This is a genomic window from Streptococcus sp. 20925_1_22, from assembly GCF_041431685.1.
Taxonomy (GTDB): domain Bacteria; phylum Bacillota; class Bacilli; order Lactobacillales; family Streptococcaceae; genus Streptococcus.
Map to the genome: position 1 here is coordinate 264,102 of NZ_JAPVYE010000003.1, position 26,718 is coordinate 290,819.

The following is a 26,718-nucleotide window of genomic DNA, read 5'->3' on the forward strand; positions in this document are numbered from 1 at the left end:
AAAGCTCCCATCTTACATACGATTTTTTCTAAGTTTAGCCCAGTAGAGCAGACGATTGACTCCTAGATGCGTGCCCGCCCCTAGTATTAGAATGCCCAGCATCTGCTGCCAGGACAGAGGAATATAGAAAAGCAAGAAAATGATACAGCCAATCAAGGAATCAATCTGGTCTATCCAGATAAAGGTCCATTTCCAGCCATTCTCCGCCGTCTTGCCCTCTCTGATTTCCAAACGACGCTTGATAAAGCTATTGGGCAGCTCAAACAAAACATAGGCCAGCCCCAAAAGAGCTCCAAGCACCAGATTAAACAGGACGGTATTTTCGTAGAAAGCATAGACCAAGTGCAGCGTCTCTAGAGTGGGAATACCCTTTAAGAGCAATCCCCAAAAGATCTGCGCCAAAGCTCCCCAGACAATCATGCCAAAGAAACCTTTCCAGGTCTTGTTAGCCCCAAAAAGCCTCTTCCCATCCTTTAAAATCAGCCCAGCATCCATTGGTCGATAAGCCGCCTCTAGCAGTGAAGACCTGCAAAATATCATATTCAGAACTCCAGCCAGAATGACCGGCATCAGGGTGATATATAAGGCAAGAATCGAGTGCATACTTATTTCCTATTCTTTTTATGAAAATCAGCTTGAAAAGATTAAGAGACTTCTCAAACTTTTATGAATTCATTATATCATAAGTCTCTAAAGCCCTTACACAACAAACTGTCAACATCTGTCTCATCTGATAGTGGTTCAAAAAATTCGCTATTCTACACTCTTATTTCTCCTTGCACTGTAACTACCATGATTTTTAAAATATACTAATAATTAGTAGCAAATAAACAAGATTACAGATAATATGTCAATCAATCTTCCTTTTATTATAAAAGGCTTTTAAAAATTTGTAAAGAAGGGATTTCTGATTCAAAGTAAAAAACCAGCCTTTCTAGCTGGTTTGTCAGTTTATCCTCTATCATCATAGCCATTTGGATGACTGGAATGCCATTTCCAAGCAGTTTCGATAATGCTTTCGATATTGTCAAATTTCGGCTGCCAGCTCAGAATTTTTCTTGCTTTCTCAGAGGAAGCAATCAGCGTATCCGGATCCCCTGGGCGCCGCTCTGCTATTTCCAAAGGAATAGGATGGCCGGTCACCTTTCGGGCTGCTTCTACAATCTGCAAGTTGGAAAAACCAGTCGAAGAGCCAAGGTTAAAGGCATCTGAAGGCTGTCCCGCACGCAGATGCTCAACAGCCAGAATATGGGCGTCAGCCAAGTCGAAAGGATGGACATAATCACGGACATTGGTCCCGTCTGTAGTATCGTAATCGTCTCCAAAGACGGCAATCTTCTCACGTTTGCCCTGAGCCACCTGAAGCACAATGGGCAGGAGATGGGTTTCAGGCCCGTGGTCCTCTCCGATTGAACCGTCAGGTTTGGCACCAGCCACATTGAAATAACGCAGAGCTACAAACTTGATACCATAGGCCTGGTCTGCCCAGCGCATAATGGTCTCCATCATGAGTTTGCTCTCACCATAAGGATTAATTGGCTTTTGCGGAGTCGTTTCCAGAATCGGAACTTCCTCAGGAATGCCATAAGTCGCCGCTGTCGAAGAAAAAACAATATTTTTAACGCCGCATTCCTGCATGACCTCCAAAAGAGAAACCATGCCTGCTGTGTTATTGTCAAAATACTTGAGCGGATCCACCATAGACTCTGCCACCAGTGAAAAAGCAGCAAAGTGAATGACTGCATCGATAGATGGATGTTTGGCAAAGACATCACGCATAAAGTCCTTATCCGCCAAATCCCCCTCATAAAAGACCGCTTGCGGATGGACGGCTGCCCGATGGCCAGTTACCAAATTATCAACGACGACTACGTCTTCCTTGCCTGCCGCTACCAGACGGTCTACCATGTGCGAGCCGATATAGCCAGCCCCACCTAATACTAAAATTGCCATAAAACTTCCTTTCCCTGTTACGCTAGATTCATTATAACACATTTCCTAGGGCTGGATGCCAACGGATTGGACGAAGCGCATGAAAGCCTCCTGACCCTCCTCCGTTCGCTTGTAAACTCCCGCATCTTCCAGTACTCGGCTGAAAATTTGTCCAACCGAGGCCTGAACTACTCCTTCCACTGTCTCAGCGGTAACATCTGGATTCTGGTCTTTGAGTTGATTGGCCCACTCCTGATGATAGGCCGCAACCTGACAGTCTTCTCCCAGCAAGAAAAGTTCCACCTGCTTGAGTTCTTCCTTGAGCCGAGGCGGCAAAATAGCCAGTCCCATAACCTCAATCAGACCGATATTTTCTTTCTTAATGTGCTGCACATCCCTATGAGGATGGTAAATGCCGTCCGGATGTTCTGGGGAAGTTTGATTGTCCCGCAAGACTAGGTCTAGCTCAAAACGTCCATCTTTTCTGCGGGCAATCGGTGTGATAGTGTGATGTGACTCACCCTCAGACTCTGCTAACACCTGCACACTTGGGTCAGAATAAGTTCGCCAAGCTTGCAAGATCTTGTCAGCCAACTCAATCAACAATTCCTTCTTCTCAGACCTCAGACGAATGACGGACATGGGCCACTTGACAATACCCGCCTCTACCTCTTCAAATCCGCTAAAAGTAAAGCTGCAATCCAGCTCTGCTATTTCCATAGGGAAGATATGACGTCCGCCCTGATAGTGGTCGTGGGTCAGGATGGAGCCACCGACAATAGGCAGGTCGGCGTTGGATCCTGCGAAATAACCTGGAAAGGTCTCGACGATGTCCAGCAGGCGCTCAAAGGTCAGCCGACTGATATCCATAGGAAGGTGTTGACTGTGCAGAAAGATACAATGCTCATTAAAGTAGGCATAGGGCGAATACTGAAAACCCCACTCCTGTCCAGCTAAGTCAAAGCGGATAATCCGATGATTGGCTCTGGCTGGGTGGTCCAAGCGGCCTTGGTAGCCTTCATTTTCCATGCAGAGCTGGCAGGCTGGATAATTACTATTCTTAGCCTTTTTAGCTGCCGCAATTTCCTTGGGATCCTTTTCTGGCTTAGAGAGATTAATGGTAATTTCCAAATCTCCATATTCAGTTGGCGATTTGAAAGCAATGTTTTTAGCAATAGCCTTGACCTTGATATAGTCATTCTTTTGACTAAGCTGGTAAAAATCAGCCACAGCTTGCTCGGGACTTGAGGCATAAGAAGTCCAGAAGTCCCGATTGAGCTGGCTAGGGGCTGGCGTGATTAAGTTCATGAGCTCAGATCCCAGTATATCCTGCTCAGCCAGAGTATCACCAATCTTCCCATTCTTCACAGCCACAGCTACCAAGTCATCCTTAAGGTCAATTAGCTGCTCAGCCTCAGTCTCCTGCTCTGCCACTGTCTCTCCAACTAGAGCCATGACACGATTGCTCAGATAGATGGTGTCCATTTCTTCAAAAGTACTATTGTCAATCACTGCAGATACAAAAGCAGTCAGTAACTTCTTGGACATAGATCTTCCTTTCTTTTGCTAGTAAAGAGAGTTGGACAGAAATCGGTAATTCGTTAGAATTCGATTTCGTCGTCCCACCTCCGCACAGTTGATTAGGGCTGTAAAAGCTGATAAAATCAGCGTAATAGAGCCCACTTAACCACTGCGTCTTGCTCGACAATCCAAAGACAATTGAGAGGCTAGGACTTTTGTCCCAGACCCAAGTTCCTTTTCTGTGAATTAGTCCAGCACTCGGCTTCCGCCAGCTACTTCTGCAATGTAAAAGCTAGGGGCATAGCCAACAACCTCTTGATACTTGCGGCCAACATTTTCTTTGAAAAATTCCACCACATCCTTATGAACTAAAGCAATGGCGCAGCCACCAAAGCCTGCTCCAGTCATACGAGCCCCCAGAACACCTTCTTGCTCCCAGGCCGTGTGAACCAAGGTGTCCAGCTCTAGACCAGTCACTTCATAGTCATGCTCTAAAGAAACATGGGACGCATTCATGAGACGGCCGAATTTGTCAAGATCACCTGCCTGCAAAGCTGCCCGTGCTTGCAAGGTCCGTTGATTTTCCAAAACAGCATGGCGAGCCCGTTTGAGACGATTCTCGTCCTCAATCAGATAGCTATACTCGTCAAAGGACCACTCGTCCAACTCACCCAAGGTAGAGATAGACAGCTTGCGGTTAAGTTCCTCAACAGCTTTTTCACACTCCGCCCGACGCTCATTGTACTTAGAGTCCGCCAACTCACGTCGCTTATTGGTATTCATAATCACTACGACATTGTCCTGGAGATCAAGCGGCACCAAGTCATATTCAAGAGTATTGGTGTCAAGGTAAATAGCCCGCTGGTCAGCTCCCATTCCAATAGCGAACTGGTCCATAATGCCAGAATTAACTCCGATAAATTCATTCTCAGTTAATTTACCGATTTTCACTAGATCCAAACGTTCCAAGTTCAAATCAAAGAGCTTCTCAGCAATAACACCCGTCAAGAGCTCTAGAGATGCAGAAGAAGACAAGCCCGATCCGTTGGGAATATTTCCATAAACATAGATATCCATTCCTCGGTCAATCTTATGACCCGCCTCCTGCAGAAAATACAAAACTCCTTTTGGATAGTTGGTCCAGTTATGCTCAGGCTCAAAGTGCAGTTTTTCCAATGGCATTTCAATAATCCCTTTTTCTTCAAAATTCCCTGAGAAGAATCGCAAGAGCTGATCGTCCCGCTTGCGAGCCGCTCCATAAGTTCCTAGGGAAATAGCTGCAGGAAAGACATGGCCGCCATTGTAGTCGGTATGCTCACCAATCAGATTGATCCGACCGGGTGAAAAGAATGTGTGATCCGCTTCTACTCCAAAAACTTTGGCAAAATCTGCACGGATTTGCTCCGTTGAAATTAGGTTTGACATAAGCTAAACTCCTTTAAAATGAATGATCGATATTGTAATCGTTTTCTTAATTTTATTATAACTGTTTCCGAGTAAAACTTCAATAAATTTAGTAAAATTTTAGTTAACAAATTACCGCAATAATATTTACTAAATTCTTCTTTGTTATTTACTAATTTTTGAGTTATAATTTATGTAGACAGTAAATTAAAAAGGACCAAATCAAATGGCTACTATCAAAGATATCGCCCAGACTGCTGGTGTTTCTCCCGCAACTGTTTCGCGGGTTTTGAACTATGACAAGTCCATGTCTGTCAGCGATGAGACGCGTAAAAAGATTTTCGATATCGCTGAACAGCTCAACTACAAAAAAAGCAAAAGGCAGAAAAAGACTTCACCTCAAACCCATCGCATTGCTATCGTGGAATGGTACACCGAGCTGGAAGAGCTGGATGATCTTTACTACTACTCCATCCGCTTAGGCATTGAAAAGAAAGCACGGGAACTGGGCTATGATATCGTACGGATTTTCAACAACGACTCTCTGAGCCAGCTAGAACAGATTGACGGCATCATTGCCATCGGAAAATTCAGCAGCAAGCAAGTCAAGGAGCTGGAGCAATACAGTCCTGCCCTGGTTTTCGTTGATAGCGATACGCTCAACCAAGGTCACAGCTGTGTGACAACGGACTTTGAGCATGCCGTTACTCATGTTCTCGACCATTTTCTTGAGCAGGGCATTCGAGGAATCGGAATGATTGCTGGACGTGAAGAGACTTCAGACGGGACGACAAGTCTTGACGATCCGCGCTTGGCCTGCTTCTGCCGTTACCTTAGTGACAAATGTCTTTATCAGCCGGCCTATGTCAAGATAGGAAAGTTTTCCTCAGAGTCGGGCTACCAGCTGATGAAAGACTTAATTGACCAGCAAAAAGAGCAGATGCCCAAAGCATTCTTCATAGCCAGCGATGCTCTGGCTGTCGGTGCCCTCCGTGCTCTTCAGGAAGCAGGAACAGCTGTTCCCCAGGATGTCCAGATTATTTCCTTTAATGATACATCCATCGCCAAATACGTCTATCCGCCTCTCAGCACTGTGACAGTCTTTACAGAGGAAATGGGTAAGCAAGCTCTGCAGATGCTGGACCAATTCATCAAAACAGACGAAAGCCCCATCCCTTACATGATTAAGCTCTCTACCAAGCTGACACTAAGAGAAAGCAGCCATTAAGCTAGAAAGAACGCCTATGAAAACCTACGAAAAAATCTTTGACATCCTCAGCCAGGCTGACGACTATGTGAACGGTGAAAAAATAGCTCAAGAATTGGGCATTTCCCGAACTTCCATTTGGAAGGCTATTCAAAAATTGGAGAAAGAAGGCATCCAAATCGAATCCGTCAAGAACCGGGGCTATCGACTGACAGCGGGTGACCTATTGATTCCTGATTGGATTGAGACACACTCACCTGTTCAGGTCTCCTTCAATACTGACTGCCAATCCACTCAGATGGATGCCAAGGCTGGCATGGAGGCCGGACGCCCGGCCAACACTCTCTATCTGGCTGCAGCTCAATCCGCAGGCCGTGGCCGCTTCGGTCGTGCCTTCTTTTGCCCCAGTCAAGGCGGCTTTTACATGTCTCTCCACCTCAAGCCCGACCTCCCCTTCGACCAGCTCCCCTCCTATACTATCTTGACCGCGGGAGCTATCTACAAGGCGGTGAAAAATCTAACCCTCATGGAGATTGATATCAAGTGGGTTAATGACATTTACTATCGAAACAAAAAAATTTCCGGCATCTTGACCGAGGCTACAACTTCTATCGAGACGGGTCTCGTCACCGATGTCATCATCGGTGTTGGCTTTAATTTTTTCATAACAGACTTTCCAGCCGACATCAAAGAAAAAGCCGGCTCCCTCTTTAAAGAGAAACCAGCCATTAGTCGCAATGAGCTCATTGCCGAGATTTGGAAATGCTTCTACGAAAGTGACCCAGAAGAGCTCATCTACCTCTACAAGCAGCGCTCCTTGGTGCTAGGACGACAAGTGACCTTTAGCCAAAAAGGCGTGGACTACCAAGGTCTATCCAAGGACATCTCAGACAGCGGACAACTCTTAGTTCAGCTGACAAATGGTCAGGAAATCTTGCTCAACAGCGGCGAAGTCTCGCTGACCAGTTGGTAATTAAAAAATTCAATTCAAAAGGACTGAGTTCTAATGACTCAGTCCTGTTTTCATTATTTCGGTCCTAAATGTTTATCGATTTCATCCACAATCCGCCCCATGACATAGGAAATCTGCAGATTGCGCAGTACCAAAACTGCCCAGAAAGCAGCCATGAAATAGCGCCCCGCCATGATGGATTCATTGAAAAAATAGGTTTCTAAGGCCGTAAAAACAGCCATTACAATAAATTGTCGTCTGTTCATAGATTTATTATAACACGAAAACCTAGAAAAATCTTTTTTTAGTCCTCTTGAATGGTAATTTTTTCTGCTAAAAAGTCAAATCCCTCTGGAATCAAGCTTTCCTCTTCCTTCTCTTCAACCTCTGCCTTACCATTGCGGCTGCGAGCCGAAAAATCCGCCCGAATCTTGGTCCATTCTTCTAAGGAAATAGCCAAAATCTCTGGTGAAAATCCAGCTGCATTGCTGAGGATATTACCAAACATGGTATTGAGATTGTCCCGCTTCATGGTCTGCTCAGCGTTAAAATTAGACTCAAAAGCTAAGATAGCATGGCTTTCATTGGCTGCCACTGGCTGCGAGCCTGCCAGCAAGGCCTTATCAGCTCCAGCCAGACTTTCGATAATCTCACCCCAAGCATTCTGCAGCTTGGTCAGATTGCTGCGAGCCAGGCTAGGATTGTCAACAGCCTCTTCTAAGATGGCATTAACCTTATTACGATCTGCTCGGTAACCCTTGGACTTCTGCGGACGAATATCCGAAGTTTTGACAGCTGCTGCAGGTTTCCCATTACCATTAGACAGCTGCTGCTTAAGACTATCAATCTCTTGTCTCAATCCCTTAAGTTCATCAGCTAGATTATCTGGAATAACTGTCTCTGTAGGAAGACTACTAGTCTCTGCCAGTCGAATGGTCATCATTTCTGTATAAATCTTAGGCTGCAGGCTATTCTTAATGTCTGCCAGACTCTTGGTCGCCATATCAATCATGGTAAAGAGAGTGTCCTGCGGCGTCTTGAGATTTTCTAGAAAGAGCTCACTGGTATGATGATTTTCTCCGCCAGTTTTGACAATAATCAAGTCACGCAGGTATTGCAGGAGGTCCGTCACAAAACGGGCCATGTTTTTGCCGCTATCAAAAATCAGATTGAGATTATCCAAGGCTGCTACTGCATCATGAGCAATCAAGGCTGCTACATAGGCATCCAAGGCTCCCAAACTGATAGAGCCAGTGATTTCTTCAGCTATGTCTGTGGTCAAACGATTTTCTTGGGTTAAGCTGAGAGCCTGATCGAGGATAGACAAAGCGTCCCGCATACCGCCCTCAGCTCGACGGGCAATAATCTGCACACCTTCTTGCTCAAAATCAATCCCTTCCTGCTCCAAAATCCACTCGATATGACCAATAATGTCCTGAGTCTTGATAGACTTAAACTCAAAACGCTGGACGCGGGAAAGAATGGTCGCTGGAATCTTATGCAGCTCTGTCGTTGCTAGGATAAAAACCACATTTTCTGTTGGCTCTTCCAAGGTCTTGAGCAAGGCGTTAAAAGCCCCAGTTGAGAGCATATGCACCTCGTCAATGATATAGACCTTGTGCTTGGCTAGGCTGGGCGCATAAGTAGACTTGTCCCGAATATCACGAATCTCATCTACCCCATTATTTGAAGCAGCGTCGATTTCGATAACGTCTTCAAGGCTCCCCTCAGTGATAGCCTGACAGATATAGCAGTCATTGCAGGGCTCACCGTCTTTTTGATTAGGACAGTTCATAGCCTTAGCAAAAATCTTGGCAACACTGGTTTTTCCTGTTCCACGCGGGCCAGAAAAGAGATAGGCATGGCTGATTTTCCCTTGCTCAACAGCCTGCCGCAGAGTAGTGGCTACCACCTGCTGACCCACCAGCTGACCAAAGGTCTGACTGCGGTACTTTCGATATAAAGCTTGATACATTAGGCTTTTTCTCCAAACATTTCAAAATTCCAAGTCGTTTTTTCAAGCAAAATCTGGACGAACTTTTCCAGGTATTCCTGATCTACCTTATCATAATCACCCGTCAAGGCTGAGTCCAAATCCAGCACTCCAAGCAGTTGGCCATCTTTGACCATGGGTACCACAATTTCGCTCTTAGCCCGGCTATCACAGGAGATATAGTTGGCATGCTGGGTCACATCATCTACGATAATCGTCTGATCTTTCTCCGCAGATTCCCCACAGACACCCTTGCCTAGCGCAATATGGACACAGGAAACACCGCCCTGAAAAGGCCCCAAAATCAGCTCCTTCCCATCAAAAAGATAGAAACCAGTAAAAACCGAATTGGGCAGAGCTTGATTAAGCAGGGCACTAGCATTGGAAAGATTGGCTAAAGCATTGGTCTCACCCTCCAACAAGGCTTCCAACTGAGCCAGTAAAAGTTGATAATTTGAAATTTTTTCTTTTATGTTCATAGAGTCTATTATATCAAAAAGCCGGTCTTTCAACCAAGCTTTTCTTTAATTTTGTTATTCAAAAATTCATCAATCAGTCTATTTACAATATCGGGTTGGTCGGTATTAGAATTATGTCCCGCCTTATCAATCCATTGAACAGACTTTCCAGTATTTCTTTCATAGGCCTTCAAATATCGTCTGCAAGACCCTGCACGATCTTCTTTTCCACATATAACCAATTGTGGACATTTTACTTTATAAGATAGCCTCTTCTCTACTGCTTCTGAAAATATCTTATATCCGTATCCCGCAAGACGAGCATACCTTTCTTGATCGCCATCATAAACCATCATCATATCATACATCAATTTTCTTCCATAGTCCGTTGTTGATACGCTTTGAGGGCCTGATTTCAAAAGAGATTTCCATGGATAGATTCTATAAATTGCCTCCATATTTTTTAAGAGCCACAACTCCATAGCTGTATAATAGTTCCTTTGCAGGGAAGGTGAATCAATCGTAACAAGGCCTTTTAATTTCTCAGGAAAAAGTTGAGCATAAACCTGTCCTACATATCCTCCCATTGACTGACCAATTACTATTGGATTTTTTATTCTCTCTTTGACAAATATTCTATCTAGCCAACTTGCTAAATCAAATAAAGTAAAATCGAGACGGAATGGATAAGATGAAGCGTGTCCAGGTGCGTCCCAAACCAAGACTCTATATGTACCTTTAAAATATTCTATTTGTTTTTCAAATAACCTATGGTCAGCGGTTAGCCCAGGTAAAAAGATTAGAGCACTTTTCGCTGATGCATCCATATCATTTGTCCAATAGTGAATGACTCCACTTGGTGTTTCATATATTTTTTCAATCAAAGTTCAACACTCGCATTCTTATTTATTTTCCACCAAAACCTTCACTTCCTCATCCTCCACCAGCACTGCTTGGCGATTATTAAGGGGCAGCAAATTAAGCTTGTCTCCATAAGTATTTAGGATTGCCTGAGCACTTTCAGCAAAGGGTTCTTCGCCAACATGAGGCGGGAGATAAAAATCTGTCTCATGTAACGCCACCGTATCAGACATTTCCCCTGCTACTTCCTTATCGTCCATAAGTCTGATGTAGTCAATATCCTCAGCAGTGATAACAGCGCCAGCAGATTCGCCCACATAAACCATGCCATCCGCAATCTGCTCTTTTATCAAGGACAGAAGCTGCTTTTTCTTTAGTGCTTGCAGAAGGTAAAAAGTATTGCCGCCAGAGACATAGAGGAGTTTGCTTTGGAAAATTTTGGCCTGAGCTGTCTCTCTATCACAAGCTGAAATATCTAAAATTTCTACTTGAAATCCCAAATCTGCAAATGTCTGCAGGGCTTCGTCAATATAACCTCTGTACTCTTCTACATTTCCAGCCGTCGGAATAAAAAGCACATGTTTGCCCAATTGCTTTTCAGATGCATATTGTCTGAACAAGTTCTTGACTCCCGCAAAATATGAACATAAAAATAATTGTTTCATAGTATACCTCCTTATTTTTTCATGATTTTATAAAGAATCCATTGCTCCTTTCTTTGACTATAGATGAGATATAAATCCAAGTCTGTCAAATAGTTTCCAAGTTTTTCTTGCTTTCTAAAGTCTGGTTGGTAATAAGCTAATTTACTCCATTCACATGCCAATAGAATGGTTCCATCTGGCTTTAGTATCCGTTTAAGTTCTGTGAATGCCTGAGTTAAATCCGACCAATGAAAATGCGTCTGAAAGGCTGTAATCAAATCAAATTCCTCAACAGGAAGATTTGTTTTCTCAATATTTTTCACCTCGAAAGATAGGCCAAGCTCAGACAATTCTTCAGCTGATTTGATGGCTGTAGTTGAAATATCAATCCCCAAAACTTGGCTATCAGGAAAGTGCATTTTCAAATACTTCGAGGATGCTCCATTTCCAACTCCAACATCCAAAATAGCATGAAATCCCTTCCTACCTTGGCTTTCTGACATAAGCAGATAACCATTTTGCAGCAGCAAGTCTCTCATTACTACCATATCTGCCGCTTTAGGAATTTCCAGCAAGATATCCACTATAGGCTTGGCCCAGATGGTCTCTACCGATGTTGAGCCAATATGGCTAATCCGAACCAGCTGTTTTGCAGGCAAAAAACTCAAAAGCCGAAGCCTCTCCTCCTCATACCAGTCTTTCCACTCAGTCTGATGCTCTCTCAGAAAAATAGGAAAAAGCTGCCACAGCTCCTCAAGTGACATTTCCTCTAAAGATGGACTCATAAGCACCTCCTTAGGTAATTTATACAAGCGTTTTCTCTAGTTACGATTATAGAAAAAATACACATCCTAGTCAAACCTTGCACTTATTGAACAGATATTTATTTTTGTAATATTTTTGAAAAGTTTTAGTTGTCAAACAATCTATTTTTTAGTAGAATGATGTCGGAGATATATTATTTAAAAGGAGTTCTTTATGAAAAAGTTTAGGTTTGGCACTTGGCTTGTCCTGTCAGCCGGCTCTTTGTTGTTACTTTCACAGGCTCTTCCTGCAGAGAATGTCGCTGCGAATCAGAAGAACCAGATTAAGGTCCAGCTGCTTAACCACAGCGATGAAACAGCTGTCGGCACTCTGGAGTTGAATGGAGAGTATCAGCTAAAGCTTGGGAAAAAGGACAAATACGGTCGGGCTACTGCTGCTCATGTCCAAATGCAGGAGCAACACAAAGCTAAAAAGAAAAAGGAGACCAAGGTCACTTACAATCCCATCGGTTGGCACAATTACAAATTTTACTACGGTAATGGAGATGATCGGGCTTGGCTCATGAATCGCGCTCACCTGATTGGCTTCACTTTCAGCGGCCTCAACAATGAAGGGAAAAACCTCGTTCCGATGACCGCTTGGCTCAACTCTGGCAGTTTCCAAGGACTGGACGACAATAATCCAGATAGCATGCTCTATTATGAACATCGCTTGGAGCGCTGGTTAGAGGAGAATCCAGATTATTGGCTGGATTACAAGGTTACTCCGATTTACACGGACAATGAGCTTCTCCCTCGCAAGATTGAGCTCCAGTATGTCGGGCTTGATGCAGAAGGCAATGTTGTCAGCATTCAGCTAGGGGGCAAGGAAACCATAGATGAAGACGGAATGTCTCATGTCCTCTTGGACAATGTTTCTCCAAATGCAGTGATTGACTACCAAACAGGCACTGCTGTCAATACCATGATTGAGTAGAATTAATAGATAAGAACATACAAACAGACCATCGTTATGATGATCTGTTTTTTATTTATTTTTACCAATACAGACAGCCGTAAACCAGCAGGACTGCAATCATACTGAAAAGCGAGCCAATCAGGTAGTATTCAGCAAAGGACTGGCTTTCTGAAATCTTATTGTAGCGGGCGATAGACTTAGCCGTGAAGACTAGCCCAATCGCAGTAAACTGCCCGAAAATAAGAGAAAGTCCCATAATCAAGCGCTCCAAAATCCCAATCATGGCACCAGCCCCCGCAATAGTCTCTCCACTGTCTTCCCCCGCCTGATACTTGCTGAAGAAGAGTTTAAAGAGGATATTAATCGGCTTACCAGTAAGGGCGAAGAAAAAGAGAGCCTGCAGCATGAGGTAGCGCTCAGACAGCCAATTAGGAGCTGGAATTTGCTGCTGTCCTAAGAGAAAATAAAGAGCAAAAATGCTAATCAGATGCAAGATCTGATCCAGTAAAAAGGCTGACTTTTGAGCATGATGCCGGACAATCGATGAATTCAACCTATTCTTCAAGAAGTCAATAAGCGCATGACTGAGCCAGACCAAGGCGAAATATAGCAGATAATTAGGTAAGATGAGACCCAAGAGCAACAAGGGCAATAGAACAATTCCCAAGTGGAGAATTAAGAAATTCATCCGCCGGCTTTTAAGGTCGGCCATTTTCTGACTTTGGAGCTGAAAATCAGCTAGCACATGAGCCAGCAAAGTCAATACAAGAATCGGATTCTGCATGAAAAATTCTGAAAATCCCATAAAATTTGTCATTCTTCAGCCTCCTTTGCTGCCTGTAGAATCATTCTCATAGCTAAACGGCGATTTCTCAGATAGATCTTCAGACCAGACGACTTGAGCCGCTTACTAAGCGCACTGGGACTAATCTGCAGCAGCTCTGCTATTTCCCCATGAGAAAAATTCTCATCATAGATATATTCCATGAGCATCCGCTCCAGAACTTCTCTCTGACTGGTGTTCCACTTGCTCTGGATAAATGAAGTAGCTGCCAGCACCGTATTGACCGCCTGACTGAGCTCTTCATCTCCCAAGGATACAGCTATACGGCTGCTACCGTAGTCGTTCTTCTCGTGAATAGCCTCAATGGCTGCGCGTGCCCTCCAGTAGGCCGGACCGTCGGCACCAATACTCTGCTCCCGATTGATATCCGTCACAATATCCCCCAGGCCAAGCCCGAAGCGAATTGGGTGAGGAAAGCCCAAGGCAATCTGATCAAGGAGCTGCATGATCTCTGGATTAGGCCGTAGCAAAGCCTGAAACTCATCTCCAGTCGTTACCGTGAAAGGTGACACCAGATAATCCCGATAATCCTGATTTAGCACCGCCATCATGTCCTGCAGGTCCTTCTGAGCCTGCTTGCGATTTTTCAGCTGTTTGGATTCTATTAAATCTCCAATAAGAGCAATATAAAGCATACCAAACCTCCTTTAAGTCCATTATAAAGGAAAATTTTAAAAATGTCTATTTAAACGGAAATTTTTTATAATATCTATTGTAAAGGAAAGACTATTTTTTCTTTTTAGGTGCTGGTAAGGCAGGATAGACAGCCTCAATCAGACTACAGAGAAAGGCAGCATCTTCTACTTCTTTTATATGAAGCATTGGCTTTGCGCCTGGATAAGGGGACTCATAAATCGGATTTTCAAAAAAATCCAGAGCTGGCTGGACCGGCTTGACCATCAGGCGATTGTCATAAATCCCGCCGAATAAGCGCCCCCGATAATAAAGCAAATACTCTCCCATCATCTTGCGAAAGCTAATTTCTTGCCCTAAGCCCTGCAGTTGCTCCAGAATAAAATCAAAATATTCTTGACTAGATGCCATCGGAACACCTCCATAAATTGTTACTTTATTATACCAAAAATGAATGAAGATTACCTAACTAAGAGATAAACACATCTCCTTCCATCCTTAGTCTGTCTATCCTCAAGTAAGCAAAAAAGCTAGACCTTACAAGTCTAACTCTTTTACTTATTATTTTTTTAAAAGTCCTTCCTTGACCAGATAGTCACGCGCAACAGCTTCGGCTTTTTTGCCTTCGATGCCAACTTGATAATTCATCTGGCTCATCTGGCTTTCCGTAATTTTACCAGCCAGCTTATTGAGAATACCTTCCAACTCAGGGTGTTTTTCTAGCAATTCAGCCTTCAGGAGAGGTGCCCCTTGATAAGGAGGGAAAAGATGCTTATCATCTTCTAAAATCTGAAGTTGATAGCGCTCAATTTCAGGGTCAGTTGAGTAGACTTCCATAATCTGGATATCGCCTGATTGAATCGCATCATAGCGAAGGGCTGGCTCCATAGTTGATACATTGAGGTTCAGTCCATAGACAGACTGGAGTCCCTTGTTTCCATCTTCACGGTCGTTAAATTCCAAGGTAAAGCCTGCCTTGAGCTTGTCTTGGACTGCCTTGAGATCAGAAATCGTTTTAAGATTATATTCTTTGGCAATAGCCTTTGGAACTGCAACCGCATAGGTATTCTGATAGGCCATGTGATTGAGCAAGACTAGATTGTCCTGTTTTTTGATTCCATCACGTGCTGCTTCAAAAACTTCTTCAGCATCAGTGCTGACCTTTGGAGCAGGCTGCAAGAGAGTTCCAGTAATCGTACCGGTGAACTCAGGATAGATATCTATATCACCTTTTTTTAGTGCTTGATAAAGGAAGTCGGTTTTACCAAAGTTTGGCTTGACCGTCACAGTCATATCCGTATTTTCCTCGATGAGGAGCTTATACATATTCATAAGAATTTCTGGCTCTGGACCCAATTTCCCAGCAATAACCAGATGATCCTTCTCCTGTTTCGGTAGCAAACTTGGCGTATAAGAAGCGCCAAGTCCGAGTATTAAGACTGCAAATGCTGCAAAGACCGTCCGAAGCTTAGCCTTTTCCATCCATTTAAGGAGACTGTTGAAAAGAATGGCCAAAACTGCAGATGAAATTGCTCCAATCAAGATTAGACTGGCATTGCGACGATCAATTCCTAGAAGGATAAAAGAACCTAGTCCACCAGCTCCGACAAGGGCTGCTAGAGTTGCCGTCCCGATAATCATAACTGTTGCCGTCCGAACTCCTGATACAATGACGGGCATAGCTAGAGGCAGTTCAAACTTTTTGAGTCGTTCCCACTTGGTCATCCCAAAGGCGATTCCAGCTTCTTCTAAACTAGGATCAATCCCATTCAAAGCCGTGACGGTATTTTCTAAAATCGGGAAAATAGCGTAAATCACCAGGGCAGTCAGTGCCGGCAGTGTACCAATCCCCATAAGAGGGATAAAGAGTCCCAGCAAGGCCATTGAAGGAATGGTTTGAAAGATTCCTGCAATTTGCAGCACCCAATTGGCTGCTTTTTTGTGACTATGAAGATAGATAGCGAGTGGAATGGTCAGGAATATGGCCACTAGTAAAGTCAGAAGAGACAGCTGGAGGTGTTGCCCTAAGGCTGCCAACCATTCGCCAAAGCGATCCTGAAAGGTAGAAAACAAATTAGTCATGTTGAACACCTCCAAACAAATCTGCTACGAAGCTTGTCGCAGGTGCAGATAAGATTTCCTCAGGTGTCGCCACTTGACGAATCTCCCCGTCCTGCAGAACAGCAATCCGATTGCCCAATTTCAAGGCCTCATCCGTGTCATGGGTCACAAAGATTGTTGTCATCCCAAACTGGTCATGGATACTCTTGGTCAAGCCTTGCAATTGCTTACGCGAGATGGCATCAAGAGCTGAAAAAGGCTCGTCCATCAGCAGGATTTTGGGTTGGGCGATAATGGCACGGACAATGCCCACCCGCTGCTGCTCACCACCAGACAGCTCACTCGGCATACGCTGAGCATAGTCATCAGCAGGCAAGCCCACTAGCTCCAGCAATTCATCGGTCTTCTGCTGAATATCTGCTTTGCTCCATCCTTTCATTTCAGGAATGAGAGCAATATTTTCTACCACCGTTAGATTTGGAAAGAGAGCAATCGCTTGTAAGACATAGCCTGTAGAAAGGCGCAGCTCACGCTCATCATAGTCTTTGATGCGCTTGCCATCCATGTAAATATCGCCATCTGTAGGTTCCAAGAGACGGTTGATCATCTTGAGCATGGTTGTCTTACCGGACCCAGAAGGACCCACTAAAACCATAAATTCACCATCCTCAATCCGTAAGTTGACATCTCTCAAGACATCCTTTTCTGTATAGCGTAGCGCTACATTCTTGTATTCAATCATTGTTTGTCCTCCTTTTAAAACTTCCCTCGATTGGTCAAGTCTTCTACCTTAGGCATGACTTCTTTATTATCCCAATGCTCCACAATCAATCCATTATCATCCAAAAAGAACGGTTCCATTGTAACATTTGTGATTTCAACTATCAAGAATTTTGTTCTATTTGGAAATAATTTTAAACTGGGTAAAGAAAAAAGCAGGTTCAACCTGCTTTAAAATCTAAAATTTATTGTTTCCGATTGATGTATCTGTTGAACAAAATGGTCATAATTTTCAGCTTCTTGAGGAATAAGAATGGACCACTTTTTCAAGAGTGCACCGTAACCTGATAATTTACCTATGTCGTTATCAACAACCTTCTCCACACTTGGGAAAATAAGACCGGCTGTTTTAGCTTCTAAAATGTATGTATAGGAAATCAGTTGATATAAATCCTCACGATTGATTCCTTTTTCAGTAAATTCTAGCTTTTTATATTTAGCATCTAGTACGATTTTTAAATCTTTATGATAGAAGTCTGGATAAATATTTCGAACATGACTTCTAAATACAGAAATGCCATCCGTCTTTTCTTTATTTCGTGGATGGATAAAACCTTCTGGCAATAATGTCTGGACATACTCTTCCCAAAGCCAAGCAACATTAAAGAGAACACCGTGTATTTTTTGCTCTTGAAATCCTAAACCGTGCTTTTCTCTACTCAGAATAAACAGACAGAGTTCCTGTAATTTTCTATATTCTCGAAAAAAGGCATGACGGATGGGTTTAGTTTGATTCAGCCTAATAATCTTAACACGATCGGCTAGTTTATAAGACGGAGTTACACGGATAATTTCTGTTACATTTTCACGATTAGCATCAAATACTCCACTTCCAATTATTTTCTGATTCTTAATATACTCAATGGTGTGTCGAATCAGCTGCATCAATGGATTATCATAAGTAAATTCTCTAGTAGTATAGGAAATATTTCCCATAAAAGGAACATTTTTCTTAAGATGATTTCCTACATCAATCGCTCCCTTTACATGGCTATCATTATGGAAAAAACTCTGGTATTGCTTATAAAGTCCTTTTCTCAAAGCCGCTTGCAGATATTTTGGGAAGAGGTAAACCAATAATTGATAGAGTTTATCTTCGCTAGATAAACCAACATCCAAATTAGTGAGATTGATATTGAGGACCTTCTGCAAGAGATAATGTAAAAAATAGTCGTTATTAGCATTTGAAAAACGAGAGGAAAGCGTTAATCTCTCCAGACCGTAACCCAGAAAACCAATCACATTTCCTGTCTTAATGTTCTGATTTACAGTTTCAAAAATTTTCTGTTCCTTGTCCAAGTCAGAAGTATTTTTCAAGTCATTTGGAAAAATGAAAATACCATCCTCTTGAGAAAGACTTTCTAAAGTTCTATCTAAAAGTACCTGACTAATTTTGGGGTAGATTTCAACAAAATCCTCTTTTTTTATCAGTTGCTGATTATCAGTTATCCGCATCGTCATTTCCATCGCCTTCATTGTAACCCGTTATTGACTGATTTCTTTGTTCAATGCTTGTCTGATCAAATGCCTTTTTTAAAGTTTCCAAAGTTTCAACCTCATCATAAGAACCACGCAAGTAGTCTTCTAGGAGCGGTTTAATATAATCAGACCAGAGCAATTCATAATCAAAATCTACTTCCTGCAACTTAAGGAAATAACTTGGTCCAACATGGTAATGACTATTGAGCTCTTCTACTTTTTCTATAGCAGCATTCAAGTTTCTTAGACGAATTTTCGCTTCTTCAGCTCCATCTCCAAGAGGTTCATCAAGCATTCCCAGCTGACTTTCAGCCGTGATTTCTACAAAACGGAAACGACGGCGCATGGCAAAATCAAAAGTATCTACCGAGCGGTCAATATCATTCATTGTTCCGATGATATAGACATTTTCAGGAATATAAAACTTCTCATTAGTTTCATGTAAATTAGCATATTGGGTCGAAACCTCTCCATCCTTACCACGATAGCCCGGATCAATGGAGAAAAAAAGTTCACCAAAAATCTTAGAAATCTCACCACGATTGATTTCATCGATGATGAAGACGAAGTTCTTGTCTGTGTCAATCGTTGGGGATACATAATCAGATAATCCATAACTTTCTTTCATGTGATCCAAAACAATTTTTTGATAAGTTTCGTACTTTAACTTAGTCTCCTCACCCTTATATAAAAGATATACTTTTTCTTTGGTGGCAACGGGAGAATCAAACTTCACATTCCCTTGACTGTTTAAACTGGCTGGAACCGAACTACGAGGGAACAAATATTGCCCCTGTTTCTCATTGATAGCATCGGTTAGCTTAGTCCAAGTCTCTTCAAAATTATCTTGTCCTCCAGTCTTCTGAGCGTCTCTAGCCTTCTGACAAAACTTCTTAAAAATTCCATCTTGTAACTCAAAACTTATCTGGCTATTATCATTAGAAACAGGTCGCAACCCCTCTACAAAATCTGTATAGTCATAAGAGGGATGGAATTGAACAAAATCGATTTGTTCCTCATTTCCTCCAGTCAACTCATTGGCAATTTGTCTGGCAAGATAAGTCTTCCCAGTACCAGGCGCACCACGGAGGATGAAGTTTTTGGATGAAAGTAAAACATTTTTATATTTGTTAATATTTTCTAACATATTTATATCTTTCTTTTTTAATTCTCTATAAAAACTAGTAAAATAGTCATAAAACTCTTTTAAAGTATCGCTAGGTTTACCAGTTGATTCCAACTCTAAATCTTTAACAAAGTATTTATGACCTAATTCTTCATCTCGATTATCACTATACCATTTTACTATTTTAAATTCTGTAAGTTCAAAACTTTGGAAACCACATCTTATATTTATCCATGAGTTATCAATGTCACTCAGCCGATAACCAAAGTAAGGTGATTTAATATATCCATTACCACTCTTTGGACCAAAATGACCTGTGTTAAGCATTTCAACTTTGTATGGAATATTATCAATAATAACCGCAGGATAGATAGCCTTAGCACCATCAAACTTCTGAGAACGTTTAATCCTAATATCTTTTGAATTATAGAGATTTGCTTGATTAACAAATTTTGATAAAAATTCTCTGAAAGCTGTGTAACACTCTATATCCGTCCCTCCTTTTACAAACTCATACGATTTGTCTATAAAAGGTAAAACCTCATTCAATGAGTCATCACTATCAATAATATACTCAGCATCAAGCGTCCATCCAAACGAATCTGGTTTCTTATCAAATAAAAAAACATCTGATTCTTGAAGACTTTTTGATAAAATAGCAATTTTTATTCTTTTACTCTGAAAACTAACCTCAATGAAGTTTTGTAATTTTCCTTTCTGATTCTCAACCTGAAAAGAAATATAGCTTTTTGTTCTATTTTCAACCGCATCTGGAAACTCTGCTTTTATTCTTTCTAAAAAATCTGCTTTTTTTATCATTTAAACTTTATCTCCCTTTCTTCATCTTTATAGTCATATAATCATTCATCTAATCGTGACATATAAATACTTTTTTATAAGTTAGCCCTCCTTTATATCCTATTAATATATAATCTTATATATTATAGCATGATTATAGGAAAAATAAAAGAAATTATAAACCAAAAAACCCAGTGTAATGAGGAAATACCTCTCCCACACTGAGCTTCTTTTTATCTTAGTAATATTCACCCTGACGGTAATCCCATGAGTTGAAAGTATCGGACAGGTGCATCATGATTTTGTCGATGTCCAAGCCTTTGCGGATGACCACTGGTGCTGGTGAGATGGAACGTTGCCCACCTTGTTCTGGAATCAGTTTTCCATCCTTGTCCACCATGGAGACCATAACACCTTGCTCGTAGCGCGTTTCAATGGTCTTGTCTGGCTGGATAGAGGCTACATAGTCATCTGCTTCAATGACCAAATCAACAGCATTTTCAATGCGCTCGCCAATTCCTTCTACCTTGCCACGATTTCCTTTACCAGATGGGTTGGCTGAAGAAGCATAAACCATCTTGCCTTCTTCCCAAAGCTTAGCTGCCAGCTGCTCGCCCGCCTTACCAAACTTAATAACAAAACAGCTAGTGCCACGAACATCAGTCATCAGCTCTTCCCGACCGTCGCCAAAGGCTTTGAGCTTTTCAAAAGCTTCTGGCTTCCATGGAAGGATACAGCCCAAGAGGATGTCTTCATCCCAATGCTTTTGATAAAAAGCTTCAATTTCCGGATTTAGCTGAGCCAAAGCACGGAGCTCATCCATACTGCCACAGAGGACAACACCTGGCTTATTACGGTTACGAGCCTTAGCTTCGAACTTACGCTCCAAGCCAGCCTTATCGCTAGTCATGATGATGTAACCCACCTTGGTCGGGCAAACGATACAGCCGCCATCGCCTTTCAGGATGTCATAACCTTCTTGTGAAAGCTGTCCGTTCCATTGAATGTGTTTTGTCATAAGTTTCTTCCTTTTCTATTAAATTAAGATTTATTTTACCATATATTTTTATCGGAGACAAGGTTTTTTCAGAATTTTCTCAATATAGCAAAAATAAGGTTACTGCCAATAAGATGGACGATTTTTTTCATATTCTGCAATCAAATCCTCATACTGCAGCGTAATGCCAATGTCATCCAGGCCGTTGAGGAGCTTATGCTTCCATTCACCATCAATGTCAAAGGAGAATTCTCCCACCGGTGAAAAGATCTTCTGCTGCTCCAAATCCACTGTCACTTGATCCGTTGGCTTCAGATTAGCCAAGGCTTGCCGCACTTCAAGAGGCTGGACGATAGGCAGCATACCGTTATTAAGCTCGTTATTGTAGTGAATATCGCCAAAAGATCCAGCAATGACTACCTTGAAGCCATAGTCAGCCAAGGCCCAGGCAGCGTGCTCCCGAGAGGAACCCGCTCCGAAATTGTCCCCTGTAATCAGAATAGTCGCCTTACGGTACTCTGGTCTATTAAAGACGAAATCAGAATCTTCGGTGTACTGATTGTCCAGATAGCGCCATGCGTACATGAGGTACTTGCCAAAGCCTTTTTTATCAATCAACTTGAGAAACTGCTTGGGCAAAATTTGGTCCGTGTCAATATTATCGTTCATGAGGGGAACCGTTGTCCCCGTGTAGATTGTAAATTTTTCCATAAACCTTCCTTACTGGACCTCCGGTAGCTGGCGGACGTCTACGAAGTGCCCGGCAATAGCTGCTGCTGCTGCCATAGCAGGACTGCAAAGATGGGTCTTAGCGCCAAATCCCTGACGATCCTCAAAGTTCCGATTGCTGGTTGAGGCACAGTGGACTCCGTCTGGCACCTTGTCTGGATTCATTCCCAGACACATGGAGCAACCCGGATCACGCCACTCAAAGCCTGCATCCATGAAAATTTTATCCAGTCCCATCTTTTCAGCAGCCCGCTTGACCGGACGAGAGCCTGGTACGACGATAGCTGTCAGATTGGGAGCGATATGCTTGCCAGCAACAAACTTAGCTGCCAGCTGCAAATCGCTGAGTCTAGCATTGGTACAGGAGCCGATAAAGATATAACCTAGGTCAATATCTTCTGCTTTCTTACCCGGTGAGAGGTCCATGTAATTGTAAGCCCGCTCATCGTTCATATCGCGAATTTCTGGGAAAGCCGCGCCAAACTCTACTCCCATAGAAGGATTGGTTCCCCAAGTCACCATAGGTGCCAGCTGGGAGACATCAATCTCAATGACCTTATCATAGACAGCATCAGGATCACTGACCAGAGTCTTCCAATCAGCTACTGCTGCCTCAAAGTCCTTGGGAGCTCCCGGCCGACCTTGAACGTAATCATAGGTCTTCTGGTCAGGATTCATAATGCCCATCTTAGAGCCAAACTCAATGGACATATTGCAGATAGTCATGCGTTCTTCCATGGTCAGATGGTCAATCGCATCCCCAGCATACTCGACCACATGACCAACACCCGCAGCCACACCATATCGGGCAATCAGAGCGAGGATAAAGTCCTTGGAATAGACACCTTTAGGTGGCACTCCGGTAAATTTGACCAACATTTTCTTAGGCTTGACCTGCCAAATGGTCTGCGTGGCAAAAACGTGTTCCACCTCCGAAGTACCGATTCCAAAAGCAATAGCTCCAAAGGCTCCGTGAGTGGCCGTGTGACTGTCACCGCAGACGATAAATTTGCCTGGCTGAGTCTTGCCCGTTTCGGGTCCAACCATATGAACAATTCCCTGCAGTTCCGATCCGTGAGCCGCATGCTCGATGCCAAAATCCTTGACATTCTCAGAAAGTTTATCAATCTGAGCTTTGGAAATCACATCCCTAATATCATAGATATTGACCGTAGGAACATTATGATCAAAGGTTCCAAAGGTCAAATCCGGCCGTCTAACTTTGCGCCCTGCATCTCGAAGACCTTGAAAAGCCTGAGGGCTGGTTACTTCATGAATATAATGCTGATCCACATACATAAGCTGGGGCTGACCTTCTTCACCAGTTATCAGATGCCTTTCCCACAGCTTATCAAAAATCGATTTTCCAGCCATACTAGCTTCTCCATATGTAATATAAAATTCCGATTTCCACTATTATTCCACAAATCCAAGCCAGCCAGAAATACCATTTTCTGGTCTTGTGATGAAAGAGGCGACCGCCTAATAAAGCGCCCAAACCTCCGGCTGCCAATGCTGACAGCAGCAAAGTCTTCTCTGGAATGCGATAGTGATTTTTCTTAGCCTTTCGCTTATCCCAGCTATAAAGCAGGAAAACGACAAGGTTCCATAGCAGGCAAATACTTGTTAATATCCATTTCATAGGTTCTTAATAATTGCCTCCGTCATTTGAGCTGTCCCTGCCTGACCACCCAAATCTCGCGTTAGAATCCCCTGAGCCAAAGTCTTCTCAACCGCTACTTCAATCGCTTCTGCAGCTTCAAGCTCTGCAAAACTATCCCGCAACATCATAGCTACAGAAAGGATCATACTGATAGGGTTGGCAATGCCTTGCCCTGCAATATCTGGAGCAGAACCATGGATAGGCTCGTAAAGACTTGGTCCAGCTGCCGAATGACTGGCCGATGGCATAACTCCCAGCGTCCCTGACAAGACACTGGACTCGTCCGAGAGAATATCCCCGAAGAGATTTTCCGTTACTACAACGTCAAACTTAGCAGGATTAGTAATCATGAGCATAGCAGCGCTGTCCACCAGTTGATGCTCCAAGGTCACATCTGGATAATCCTTGGACACTTCATCTGCCACTCTGCGCCAGAGTTTGGATGTTGCTAACACATTTTGCTTGTCGATACTGGTCACGCGCTTTCTGCGACCACGCGCAATCTCAAAAGCTTTCCGAACAATCCGCTCCACCTCTTCATAGCTGTAGTCGTTAATATCACGCGCAGTTCTGTCCTCCAAAATATGCTCACCAAAGTAAATCCCACCAGTCAGCTCGCGCACGACCACGAAGTCCACGCCAGCAATACGCTCTGTCTTCAAAGGCGACAAATGCTTAAGAGCATCAAAAATCTTAACCGGCCGAATATTAGCATAGAGTTCAAGCTCCTTCCGCAGAGCGAGCAAGCCTTGCTCCGGACGAACTGGGGCATCATCATACTGGGGACTGCCAATAGCTGCTAGAAGAATAGCATCTGCCTCCTTGGCTGCTTCTAGAGTTGACTGAGGCAGAGGATGACCTTCCGCATCAATACCAGCACCCCCAAAAGCTTTCTCAGTTACATGGTATGTAAAGCCGAACTTGCCCGCAACAGCAGCCAGTACTTGGAGACCGGCCTCCATGATTTCTGGACCGATACCGTCACCCGCCAGTGCTACAATTTCTTTTGTCATAGTCGCTTCCTTCTAACTATTTGCAGGCAGATCGCGGTAGGATACCTGATGGCCGATTTCACCAGCATTTTCCTTTTGCACAAAGGTGTTGGCATGGATATAGGCAATGGCGCTGGCCTTAAGAACATCAAAGTCAATACCAGAAGAGTTGAAAATCGTATCTGTATCCGTATTTTCAACAGCTACCAAGACGCGAGCCTGGGAGTCGATACCATCCGTCACTGCTTCAATATTATAAGACAAAAGCTGAACAGACTGGTTAAAGAATTGGTCAATGGCATTAAAGATGGCTTCGACGCTTCCCTTGCCTTCTGCCACACAGTTAATTGTCTCACCATCGCCATTAACCAGCTGCACATCCGCTGTGATGGTATGGTCGTCATTGGTCGTCAACTGCAGATCATCAAAGTGGAAGCCTTCAGGATTTTCGACGGTCGTTCCGGCAATCAGAGCCCGAATATCAGCGTCTGTGACTTCATTTTTCTTATCAGCCAAGACCTTAAACTTAGCAAAGAGATCATTAATTTCAGATTCTGCAAAGTCCAGAGCCAGTTCTTTGAGTTTTTCGACAAAGGCATGTCGGCCAGACAGTTTGCCAAGTGGCAGTGAATTGCTCTTAACCCCAACCAGCTCAGGTGTGATGATTTCATAGGTCAGTGGATTCTTAAGGACACCATCCTGATGGATACCGGACTCATGAGAGAAGGCATTGCCACCAACAACCGCCTTGTTCTTAGGCACTGGAATACCTGAGAAGCGGGATACCAGCTCTGAAGTGTTGATGGTTTCATTAAGGACGATGTCTGTCTCAACCTGGTAATAGTCCTGACGAATCTCCAATGCAACTGCTACTTCTTCCAATGCTACATTTCCAGCCCGCTCACCGATTCCATTGATAGTTCCCTGAACACGACCAGCACCGTGCTTGATAGCCGTCAAAGTATTGGCCGTTGCCATGCCAAGGTCATCATGGCAATGAACACCAAATACAACCTTATGATCAGAAGTCACATTTGCCACTAGGTAGTCGAAAATATTTGCAAATTCTTCAGGAGTAGTAAAGCCGACTGTATCTGGAATATTGATATAAGTCGCACCTGCATCCACTGCTGTTTGTACCACCTGAAAGAGGAAATCCAGCTCTGTTCTTGTCGCATCCTCTGGTGAAAACTCGACTATCTCAAACTTGGAGCGCGCGTAGGAGACATGTTCTTTCACCGCTTCTAAAATCTCTTCCTTAGACTTTTTCAGCTTAAACTCTCTGTGAATGGGACTGGTCGCAATGAAAACATGAATCTGTGGATGCTTGGCATCCTTGAGCGCTTCATAGCAGGCATCAATATCGGACTTGACCGAACGCGCCAGCCCAGTAACAGAAGCTTTTGTGATGGCTTTAGCAATCTCCTGCACCGCCGCAAAAGAATCTGGACTCGCAGCAGGAAAACCAGCTTCAATGACTGAAATACCCCACTTCTCTAACTGCTTGGCAATAGCCACCTTTTCCTTGATAGAGAAATTCACTCCTGGTGTCTGCTCGCCATCCCGGAGGCTGGTATCAAAAAACTCAACTTTGCGTGTCATAGACAACTCCTTTTCTAAGATACATAGACCATTTAGGAAAAACTCTTCCCCTACTTCTAGGTCGTGTTCAATGACTGAGACGGTATGAGACAAATTGATCTCAGAAAAATCAAGATGCATTCCCACTCCCGTCGCTCCTTTAGAAACCATTTCTTCCTCATCAGAGCTTGAGGTAAGATAGGTGAAATAAAAAACATCTCACTTGAGGAACAAGCGAGATGTTGATTTACTCCCGCTTGGTAAGCCAAACAGGACTAATGCTTTTGCACTAGCCCGAGTAACGCAACAACAAAGCAAAGTTTGAAGATTGGGTTGGCTTC

At 43.3% G+C, this 26,718-nt stretch carries 26 protein-coding genes and 1 pseudogene; 3 read left to right on the forward strand and 24 right to left on the reverse strand.

Annotation, left to right across the window (positions count from 1 at the left end; all coding sequences use genetic code 11):
- Positions 1-12: 12 nt before the first annotated feature.
- The 4 genes from O3621_RS05645 to O3621_RS05660 all read right to left on the reverse strand — a co-directional run bounded on the left by O3621_RS05645 (position 13) and on the right by O3621_RS05660 (position 4,878).
- Positions 13-603, reverse strand: coding sequence for a CDP-archaeol synthase (locus tag O3621_RS05645; protein WP_009660392.1), 591 nt, complete (start codon positions 601-603; stop codon positions 13-15).
- Positions 604-951: 348 nt separating this feature from the next.
- Positions 952-1,953, reverse strand: a complete 1,002-nt coding sequence (gene galE, locus O3621_RS05650) for a UDP-glucose 4-epimerase GalE (protein ID WP_371513880.1) — start codon at positions 1,951-1,953, stop codon at positions 952-954.
- 45 nt (positions 1,954-1,998) lie between these two features.
- Positions 1,999-3,480 carry a UDP-glucose--hexose-1-phosphate uridylyltransferase gene (galT, locus tag O3621_RS05655; RefSeq protein ID WP_314450078.1) on the reverse strand — a complete coding sequence of 494 codons (1,482 nt, stop codon included), beginning with the start codon at positions 3,478-3,480 and terminating at the stop codon, positions 1,999-2,001.
- 219 nt (positions 3,481-3,699) lie between these two features.
- Positions 3,700-4,878, reverse strand: a complete 1,179-nt coding sequence (locus O3621_RS05660; protein WP_009660339.1) for a galactokinase — start codon at positions 4,876-4,878, stop codon at positions 3,700-3,702.
- A gap of 205 nt (positions 4,879-5,083) precedes the next feature.
- On the opposite strand from O3621_RS05660, the gene O3621_RS05665 reads away from it, so the two are divergent.
- Together O3621_RS05665 and birA are read left to right on the forward strand one after the other, a co-directional pair.
- A complete protein-coding gene (locus tag O3621_RS05665; protein WP_009660534.1) occupies positions 5,084-6,085 on the forward strand; it encodes a LacI family DNA-binding transcriptional regulator in 1,002 nt (333 codons plus the stop codon).
- A gap of 16 nt (positions 6,086-6,101) precedes the next feature.
- Complete coding sequence (gene birA, locus O3621_RS05670; RefSeq protein WP_371513883.1) at positions 6,102-7,037, forward strand: bifunctional biotin--[acetyl-CoA-carboxylase] ligase/biotin operon repressor BirA; 936 nt, start codon at positions 6,102-6,104, stop codon at positions 7,035-7,037.
- A gap of 53 nt (positions 7,038-7,090) precedes the next feature.
- Here birA and O3621_RS05675 read toward each other — a convergent pair whose 3' ends face one another.
- Genes O3621_RS05675 through O3621_RS05700 form a run of 6 tightly spaced genes read right to left on the reverse strand, consistent with a single transcriptional unit; the run spans position 7,091 to position 11,757 of the window.
- A complete protein-coding gene (locus O3621_RS05675; protein WP_002895701.1) occupies positions 7,091-7,282 on the reverse strand; it encodes a DUF3272 domain-containing protein in 192 nt (63 codons plus the stop codon).
- A 38-nt stretch (positions 7,283-7,320) separates the two neighbouring features.
- On the reverse strand, positions 7,321-8,991 hold the full coding sequence (gene dnaX, locus O3621_RS05680) for a DNA polymerase III subunit gamma/tau (protein WP_314450082.1): 1,671 nt from the start codon (positions 8,989-8,991) through the stop codon (positions 7,321-7,323).
- On the reverse strand, positions 8,991-9,488 hold the full coding sequence (locus O3621_RS05685) for a GAF domain-containing protein (RefSeq protein WP_314450085.1): 498 nt from the start codon (positions 9,486-9,488) through the stop codon (positions 8,991-8,993). Before O3621_RS05685 ends, dnaX begins: the two co-directional genes overlap by 1 nt.
- A gap of 29 nt (positions 9,489-9,517) precedes the next feature.
- A complete protein-coding gene (locus tag O3621_RS05690; RefSeq protein ID WP_371513886.1) occupies positions 9,518-10,351 on the reverse strand; it encodes an alpha/beta fold hydrolase in 834 nt (277 codons plus the stop codon).
- An 18-nt stretch (positions 10,352-10,369) separates the two neighbouring features.
- Entirely contained in the window at positions 10,370-10,993 is a 624-nt protein-coding gene (locus tag O3621_RS05695; protein ID WP_371513888.1) for a Type 1 glutamine amidotransferase-like domain-containing protein, read from the reverse strand.
- 11 nt (positions 10,994-11,004) lie between these two features.
- Entirely contained in the window at positions 11,005-11,757 is a 753-nt protein-coding gene (locus O3621_RS05700) for a methyltransferase domain-containing protein (RefSeq protein ID WP_371513890.1), read from the reverse strand.
- A gap of 193 nt (positions 11,758-11,950) precedes the next feature.
- Between O3621_RS05700 and O3621_RS05705 the strand changes: the two genes are divergently transcribed.
- The gene (locus O3621_RS05705; protein ID WP_268688938.1) at positions 11,951-12,712 is read left to right on the forward strand and encodes a DNA/RNA non-specific endonuclease; all 762 of its coding nucleotides are present in this window, start codon (positions 11,951-11,953) and stop codon (positions 12,710-12,712) included.
- A gap of 61 nt (positions 12,713-12,773) precedes the next feature.
- Here O3621_RS05705 and O3621_RS05710 read toward each other — a convergent pair whose 3' ends face one another.
- The 14 genes and pseudogenes from O3621_RS05710 to O3621_RS05775 form a co-directional block, all read right to left on the reverse strand.
- A complete protein-coding gene (locus O3621_RS05710) occupies positions 12,774-13,511 on the reverse strand; it encodes a DUF3307 domain-containing protein (RefSeq protein WP_371513892.1) in 738 nt (245 codons plus the stop codon).
- Positions 13,508-14,173, reverse strand: a complete 666-nt coding sequence (locus O3621_RS05715) for a SatD family protein (RefSeq protein ID WP_268688936.1) — start codon at positions 14,171-14,173, stop codon at positions 13,508-13,510. Before O3621_RS05715 ends, O3621_RS05710 begins: the two co-directional genes overlap by 4 nt.
- Before the next feature lie 91 nt (positions 14,174-14,264).
- Positions 14,265-14,582, reverse strand: a complete 318-nt coding sequence (locus O3621_RS05720; protein ID WP_268688935.1) for a TfoX/Sxy family protein — start codon at positions 14,580-14,582, stop codon at positions 14,265-14,267.
- A 150-nt stretch (positions 14,583-14,732) separates the two neighbouring features.
- On the reverse strand, positions 14,733-16,253 hold the full coding sequence (locus O3621_RS05725; protein ID WP_371513895.1) for an ABC transporter permease/substrate-binding protein: 1,521 nt from the start codon (positions 16,251-16,253) through the stop codon (positions 14,733-14,735).
- Entirely contained in the window at positions 16,246-16,974 is a 729-nt protein-coding gene (locus O3621_RS05730; protein WP_371513897.1) for an ABC transporter ATP-binding protein, read from the reverse strand. The genes O3621_RS05725 and O3621_RS05730 overlap by 8 nt, the downstream gene beginning before the upstream one ends.
- Positions 16,975-16,988: 14 nt before the next feature.
- A pseudogene (locus tag O3621_RS05735) lies at positions 16,989-17,072 on the reverse strand (polyketide cyclase); the annotation flags it as partial.
- 111 nt (positions 17,073-17,183) lie between these two features.
- Complete coding sequence (locus tag O3621_RS05740; protein WP_371513899.1) at positions 17,184-18,467, reverse strand: McrC family protein; 1,284 nt, start codon at positions 18,465-18,467, stop codon at positions 17,184-17,186.
- Positions 18,454-20,436, reverse strand: coding sequence for an McrB family protein (locus O3621_RS05745; RefSeq protein WP_371513901.1), 1,983 nt, complete (start codon positions 20,434-20,436; stop codon positions 18,454-18,456). The genes O3621_RS05740 and O3621_RS05745 overlap by 14 nt, the downstream gene beginning before the upstream one ends.
- Before the next feature lie 217 nt (positions 20,437-20,653).
- A complete protein-coding gene (locus tag O3621_RS05750; protein ID WP_002897734.1) occupies positions 20,654-21,433 on the reverse strand; it encodes an L-threonylcarbamoyladenylate synthase in 780 nt (259 codons plus the stop codon).
- Between the two features lie 99 nt (positions 21,434-21,532).
- Complete coding sequence (leuD, locus tag O3621_RS05755; protein WP_371513903.1) at positions 21,533-22,123, reverse strand: 3-isopropylmalate dehydratase small subunit; 591 nt, start codon at positions 22,121-22,123, stop codon at positions 21,533-21,535.
- Positions 22,124-22,132: 9 nt separating this feature from the next.
- Positions 22,133-23,515 carry a 3-isopropylmalate dehydratase large subunit gene (gene leuC / locus O3621_RS05760; RefSeq protein WP_125341313.1) on the reverse strand — a complete coding sequence of 461 codons (1,383 nt, stop codon included), beginning with the start codon at positions 23,513-23,515 and terminating at the stop codon, positions 22,133-22,135.
- 1 nt (position 23,516) lies between these two features.
- Complete coding sequence (locus O3621_RS05765; protein ID WP_371513906.1) at positions 23,517-23,783, reverse strand: DUF1294 domain-containing protein; 267 nt, start codon at positions 23,781-23,783, stop codon at positions 23,517-23,519.
- Positions 23,780-24,817, reverse strand: a complete 1,038-nt coding sequence (gene leuB / locus O3621_RS05770) for a 3-isopropylmalate dehydrogenase (RefSeq protein ID WP_371513908.1) — start codon at positions 24,815-24,817, stop codon at positions 23,780-23,782. The genes O3621_RS05765 and leuB overlap by 4 nt, the downstream gene beginning before the upstream one ends.
- A gap of 12 nt (positions 24,818-24,829) precedes the next feature.
- Positions 24,830-26,398: a 2-isopropylmalate synthase gene (locus O3621_RS05775; RefSeq protein WP_371513910.1), complete on the reverse strand. Its 1,569-nt coding sequence runs from the start codon at positions 26,396-26,398 to the stop codon at positions 24,830-24,832.
- Between the last annotated feature and the right edge of the window lie 320 nt (positions 26,399-26,718).

What these genes read in the sequence shown, in the direction of transcription:
- O3621_RS05645 (WP_009660392.1), bottom strand. Translation starts at nt 603, where the DNA reads ATGCACTCGATTCTTGCCTTATATATCACCCTGATGCCGGTCATTCTG.
- galE (WP_371513880.1), bottom strand. Translation starts at nt 1,953, where the DNA reads ATGGCAATTTTAGTATTAGGTGGGGCTGGCTATATCGGCTCGCACATG.
- galT (WP_314450078.1), bottom strand. Translation starts at nt 3,480, where the DNA reads ATGTCCAAGAAGTTACTGACTGCTTTTGTATCTGCAGTGATTGACAAT.
- O3621_RS05660 (WP_009660339.1), bottom strand. Translation starts at nt 4,878, where the DNA reads ATGTCAAACCTAATTTCAACGGAGCAAATCCGTGCAGATTTTGCCAAA.
- O3621_RS05665 (WP_009660534.1), top strand. Translation starts at nt 5,084, where the DNA reads ATGGCTACTATCAAAGATATCGCCCAGACTGCTGGTGTTTCTCCCGCA.
- birA (WP_371513883.1), top strand. Translation starts at nt 6,102, where the DNA reads ATGAAAACCTACGAAAAAATCTTTGACATCCTCAGCCAGGCTGACGAC.
- O3621_RS05675 (WP_002895701.1), bottom strand. Translation starts at nt 7,282, where the DNA reads ATGAACAGACGACAATTTATTGTAATGGCTGTTTTTACGGCCTTAGAA.
- dnaX (WP_314450082.1), bottom strand. Translation starts at nt 8,991, where the DNA reads ATGTATCAAGCTTTATATCGAAAGTACCGCAGTCAGACCTTTGGTCAG.
- O3621_RS05685 (WP_314450085.1), bottom strand. Translation starts at nt 9,488, where the DNA reads ATGAACATAAAAGAAAAAATTTCAAATTATCAACTTTTACTGGCTCAG.
- O3621_RS05695 (WP_371513888.1), bottom strand. Translation starts at nt 10,993, where the DNA reads ATGAAACAATTATTTTTATGTTCATATTTTGCGGGAGTCAAGAACTTG.
- O3621_RS05700 (WP_371513890.1), bottom strand. Translation starts at nt 11,757, where the DNA reads ATGAGTCCATCTTTAGAGGAAATGTCACTTGAGGAGCTGTGGCAGCTT.
- O3621_RS05705 (WP_268688938.1), top strand. Translation starts at nt 11,951, where the DNA reads ATGAAAAAGTTTAGGTTTGGCACTTGGCTTGTCCTGTCAGCCGGCTCT.
- O3621_RS05710 (WP_371513892.1), bottom strand. Translation starts at nt 13,511, where the DNA reads ATGACAAATTTTATGGGATTTTCAGAATTTTTCATGCAGAATCCGATT.
- O3621_RS05715 (WP_268688936.1), bottom strand. Translation starts at nt 14,173, where the DNA reads ATGCTTTATATTGCTCTTATTGGAGATTTAATAGAATCCAAACAGCTG.
- O3621_RS05720 (WP_268688935.1), bottom strand. Translation starts at nt 14,582, where the DNA reads ATGGCATCTAGTCAAGAATATTTTGATTTTATTCTGGAGCAACTGCAG.
- O3621_RS05725 (WP_371513895.1), bottom strand. Translation starts at nt 16,253, where the DNA reads ATGACTAATTTGTTTTCTACCTTTCAGGATCGCTTTGGCGAATGGTTG.
- O3621_RS05730 (WP_371513897.1), bottom strand. Translation starts at nt 16,974, where the DNA reads ATGATTGAATACAAGAATGTAGCGCTACGCTATACAGAAAAGGATGTC.
- O3621_RS05740 (WP_371513899.1), bottom strand. Translation starts at nt 18,467, where the DNA reads ATGCGGATAACTGATAATCAGCAACTGATAAAAAAAGAGGATTTTGTT.
- O3621_RS05745 (WP_371513901.1), bottom strand. Translation starts at nt 20,436, where the DNA reads ATGATAAAAAAAGCAGATTTTTTAGAAAGAATAAAAGCAGAGTTTCCA.
- O3621_RS05750 (WP_002897734.1), bottom strand. Translation starts at nt 21,433, where the DNA reads ATGACAAAACACATTCAATGGAACGGACAGCTTTCACAAGAAGGTTAT.
- leuD (WP_371513903.1), bottom strand. Translation starts at nt 22,123, where the DNA reads ATGGAAAAATTTACAATCTACACGGGGACAACGGTTCCCCTCATGAAC.
- leuC (WP_125341313.1), bottom strand. Translation starts at nt 23,515, where the DNA reads ATGGCTGGAAAATCGATTTTTGATAAGCTGTGGGAAAGGCATCTGATA.
- O3621_RS05765 (WP_371513906.1), bottom strand. Translation starts at nt 23,783, where the DNA reads ATGAAATGGATATTAACAAGTATTTGCCTGCTATGGAACCTTGTCGTT.
- leuB (WP_371513908.1), bottom strand. Translation starts at nt 24,817, where the DNA reads ATGACAAAAGAAATTGTAGCACTGGCGGGTGACGGTATCGGTCCAGAA.
- O3621_RS05775 (WP_371513910.1), bottom strand. Translation starts at nt 26,398, where the DNA reads ATGACACGCAAAGTTGAGTTTTTTGATACCAGCCTCCGGGATGGCGAG.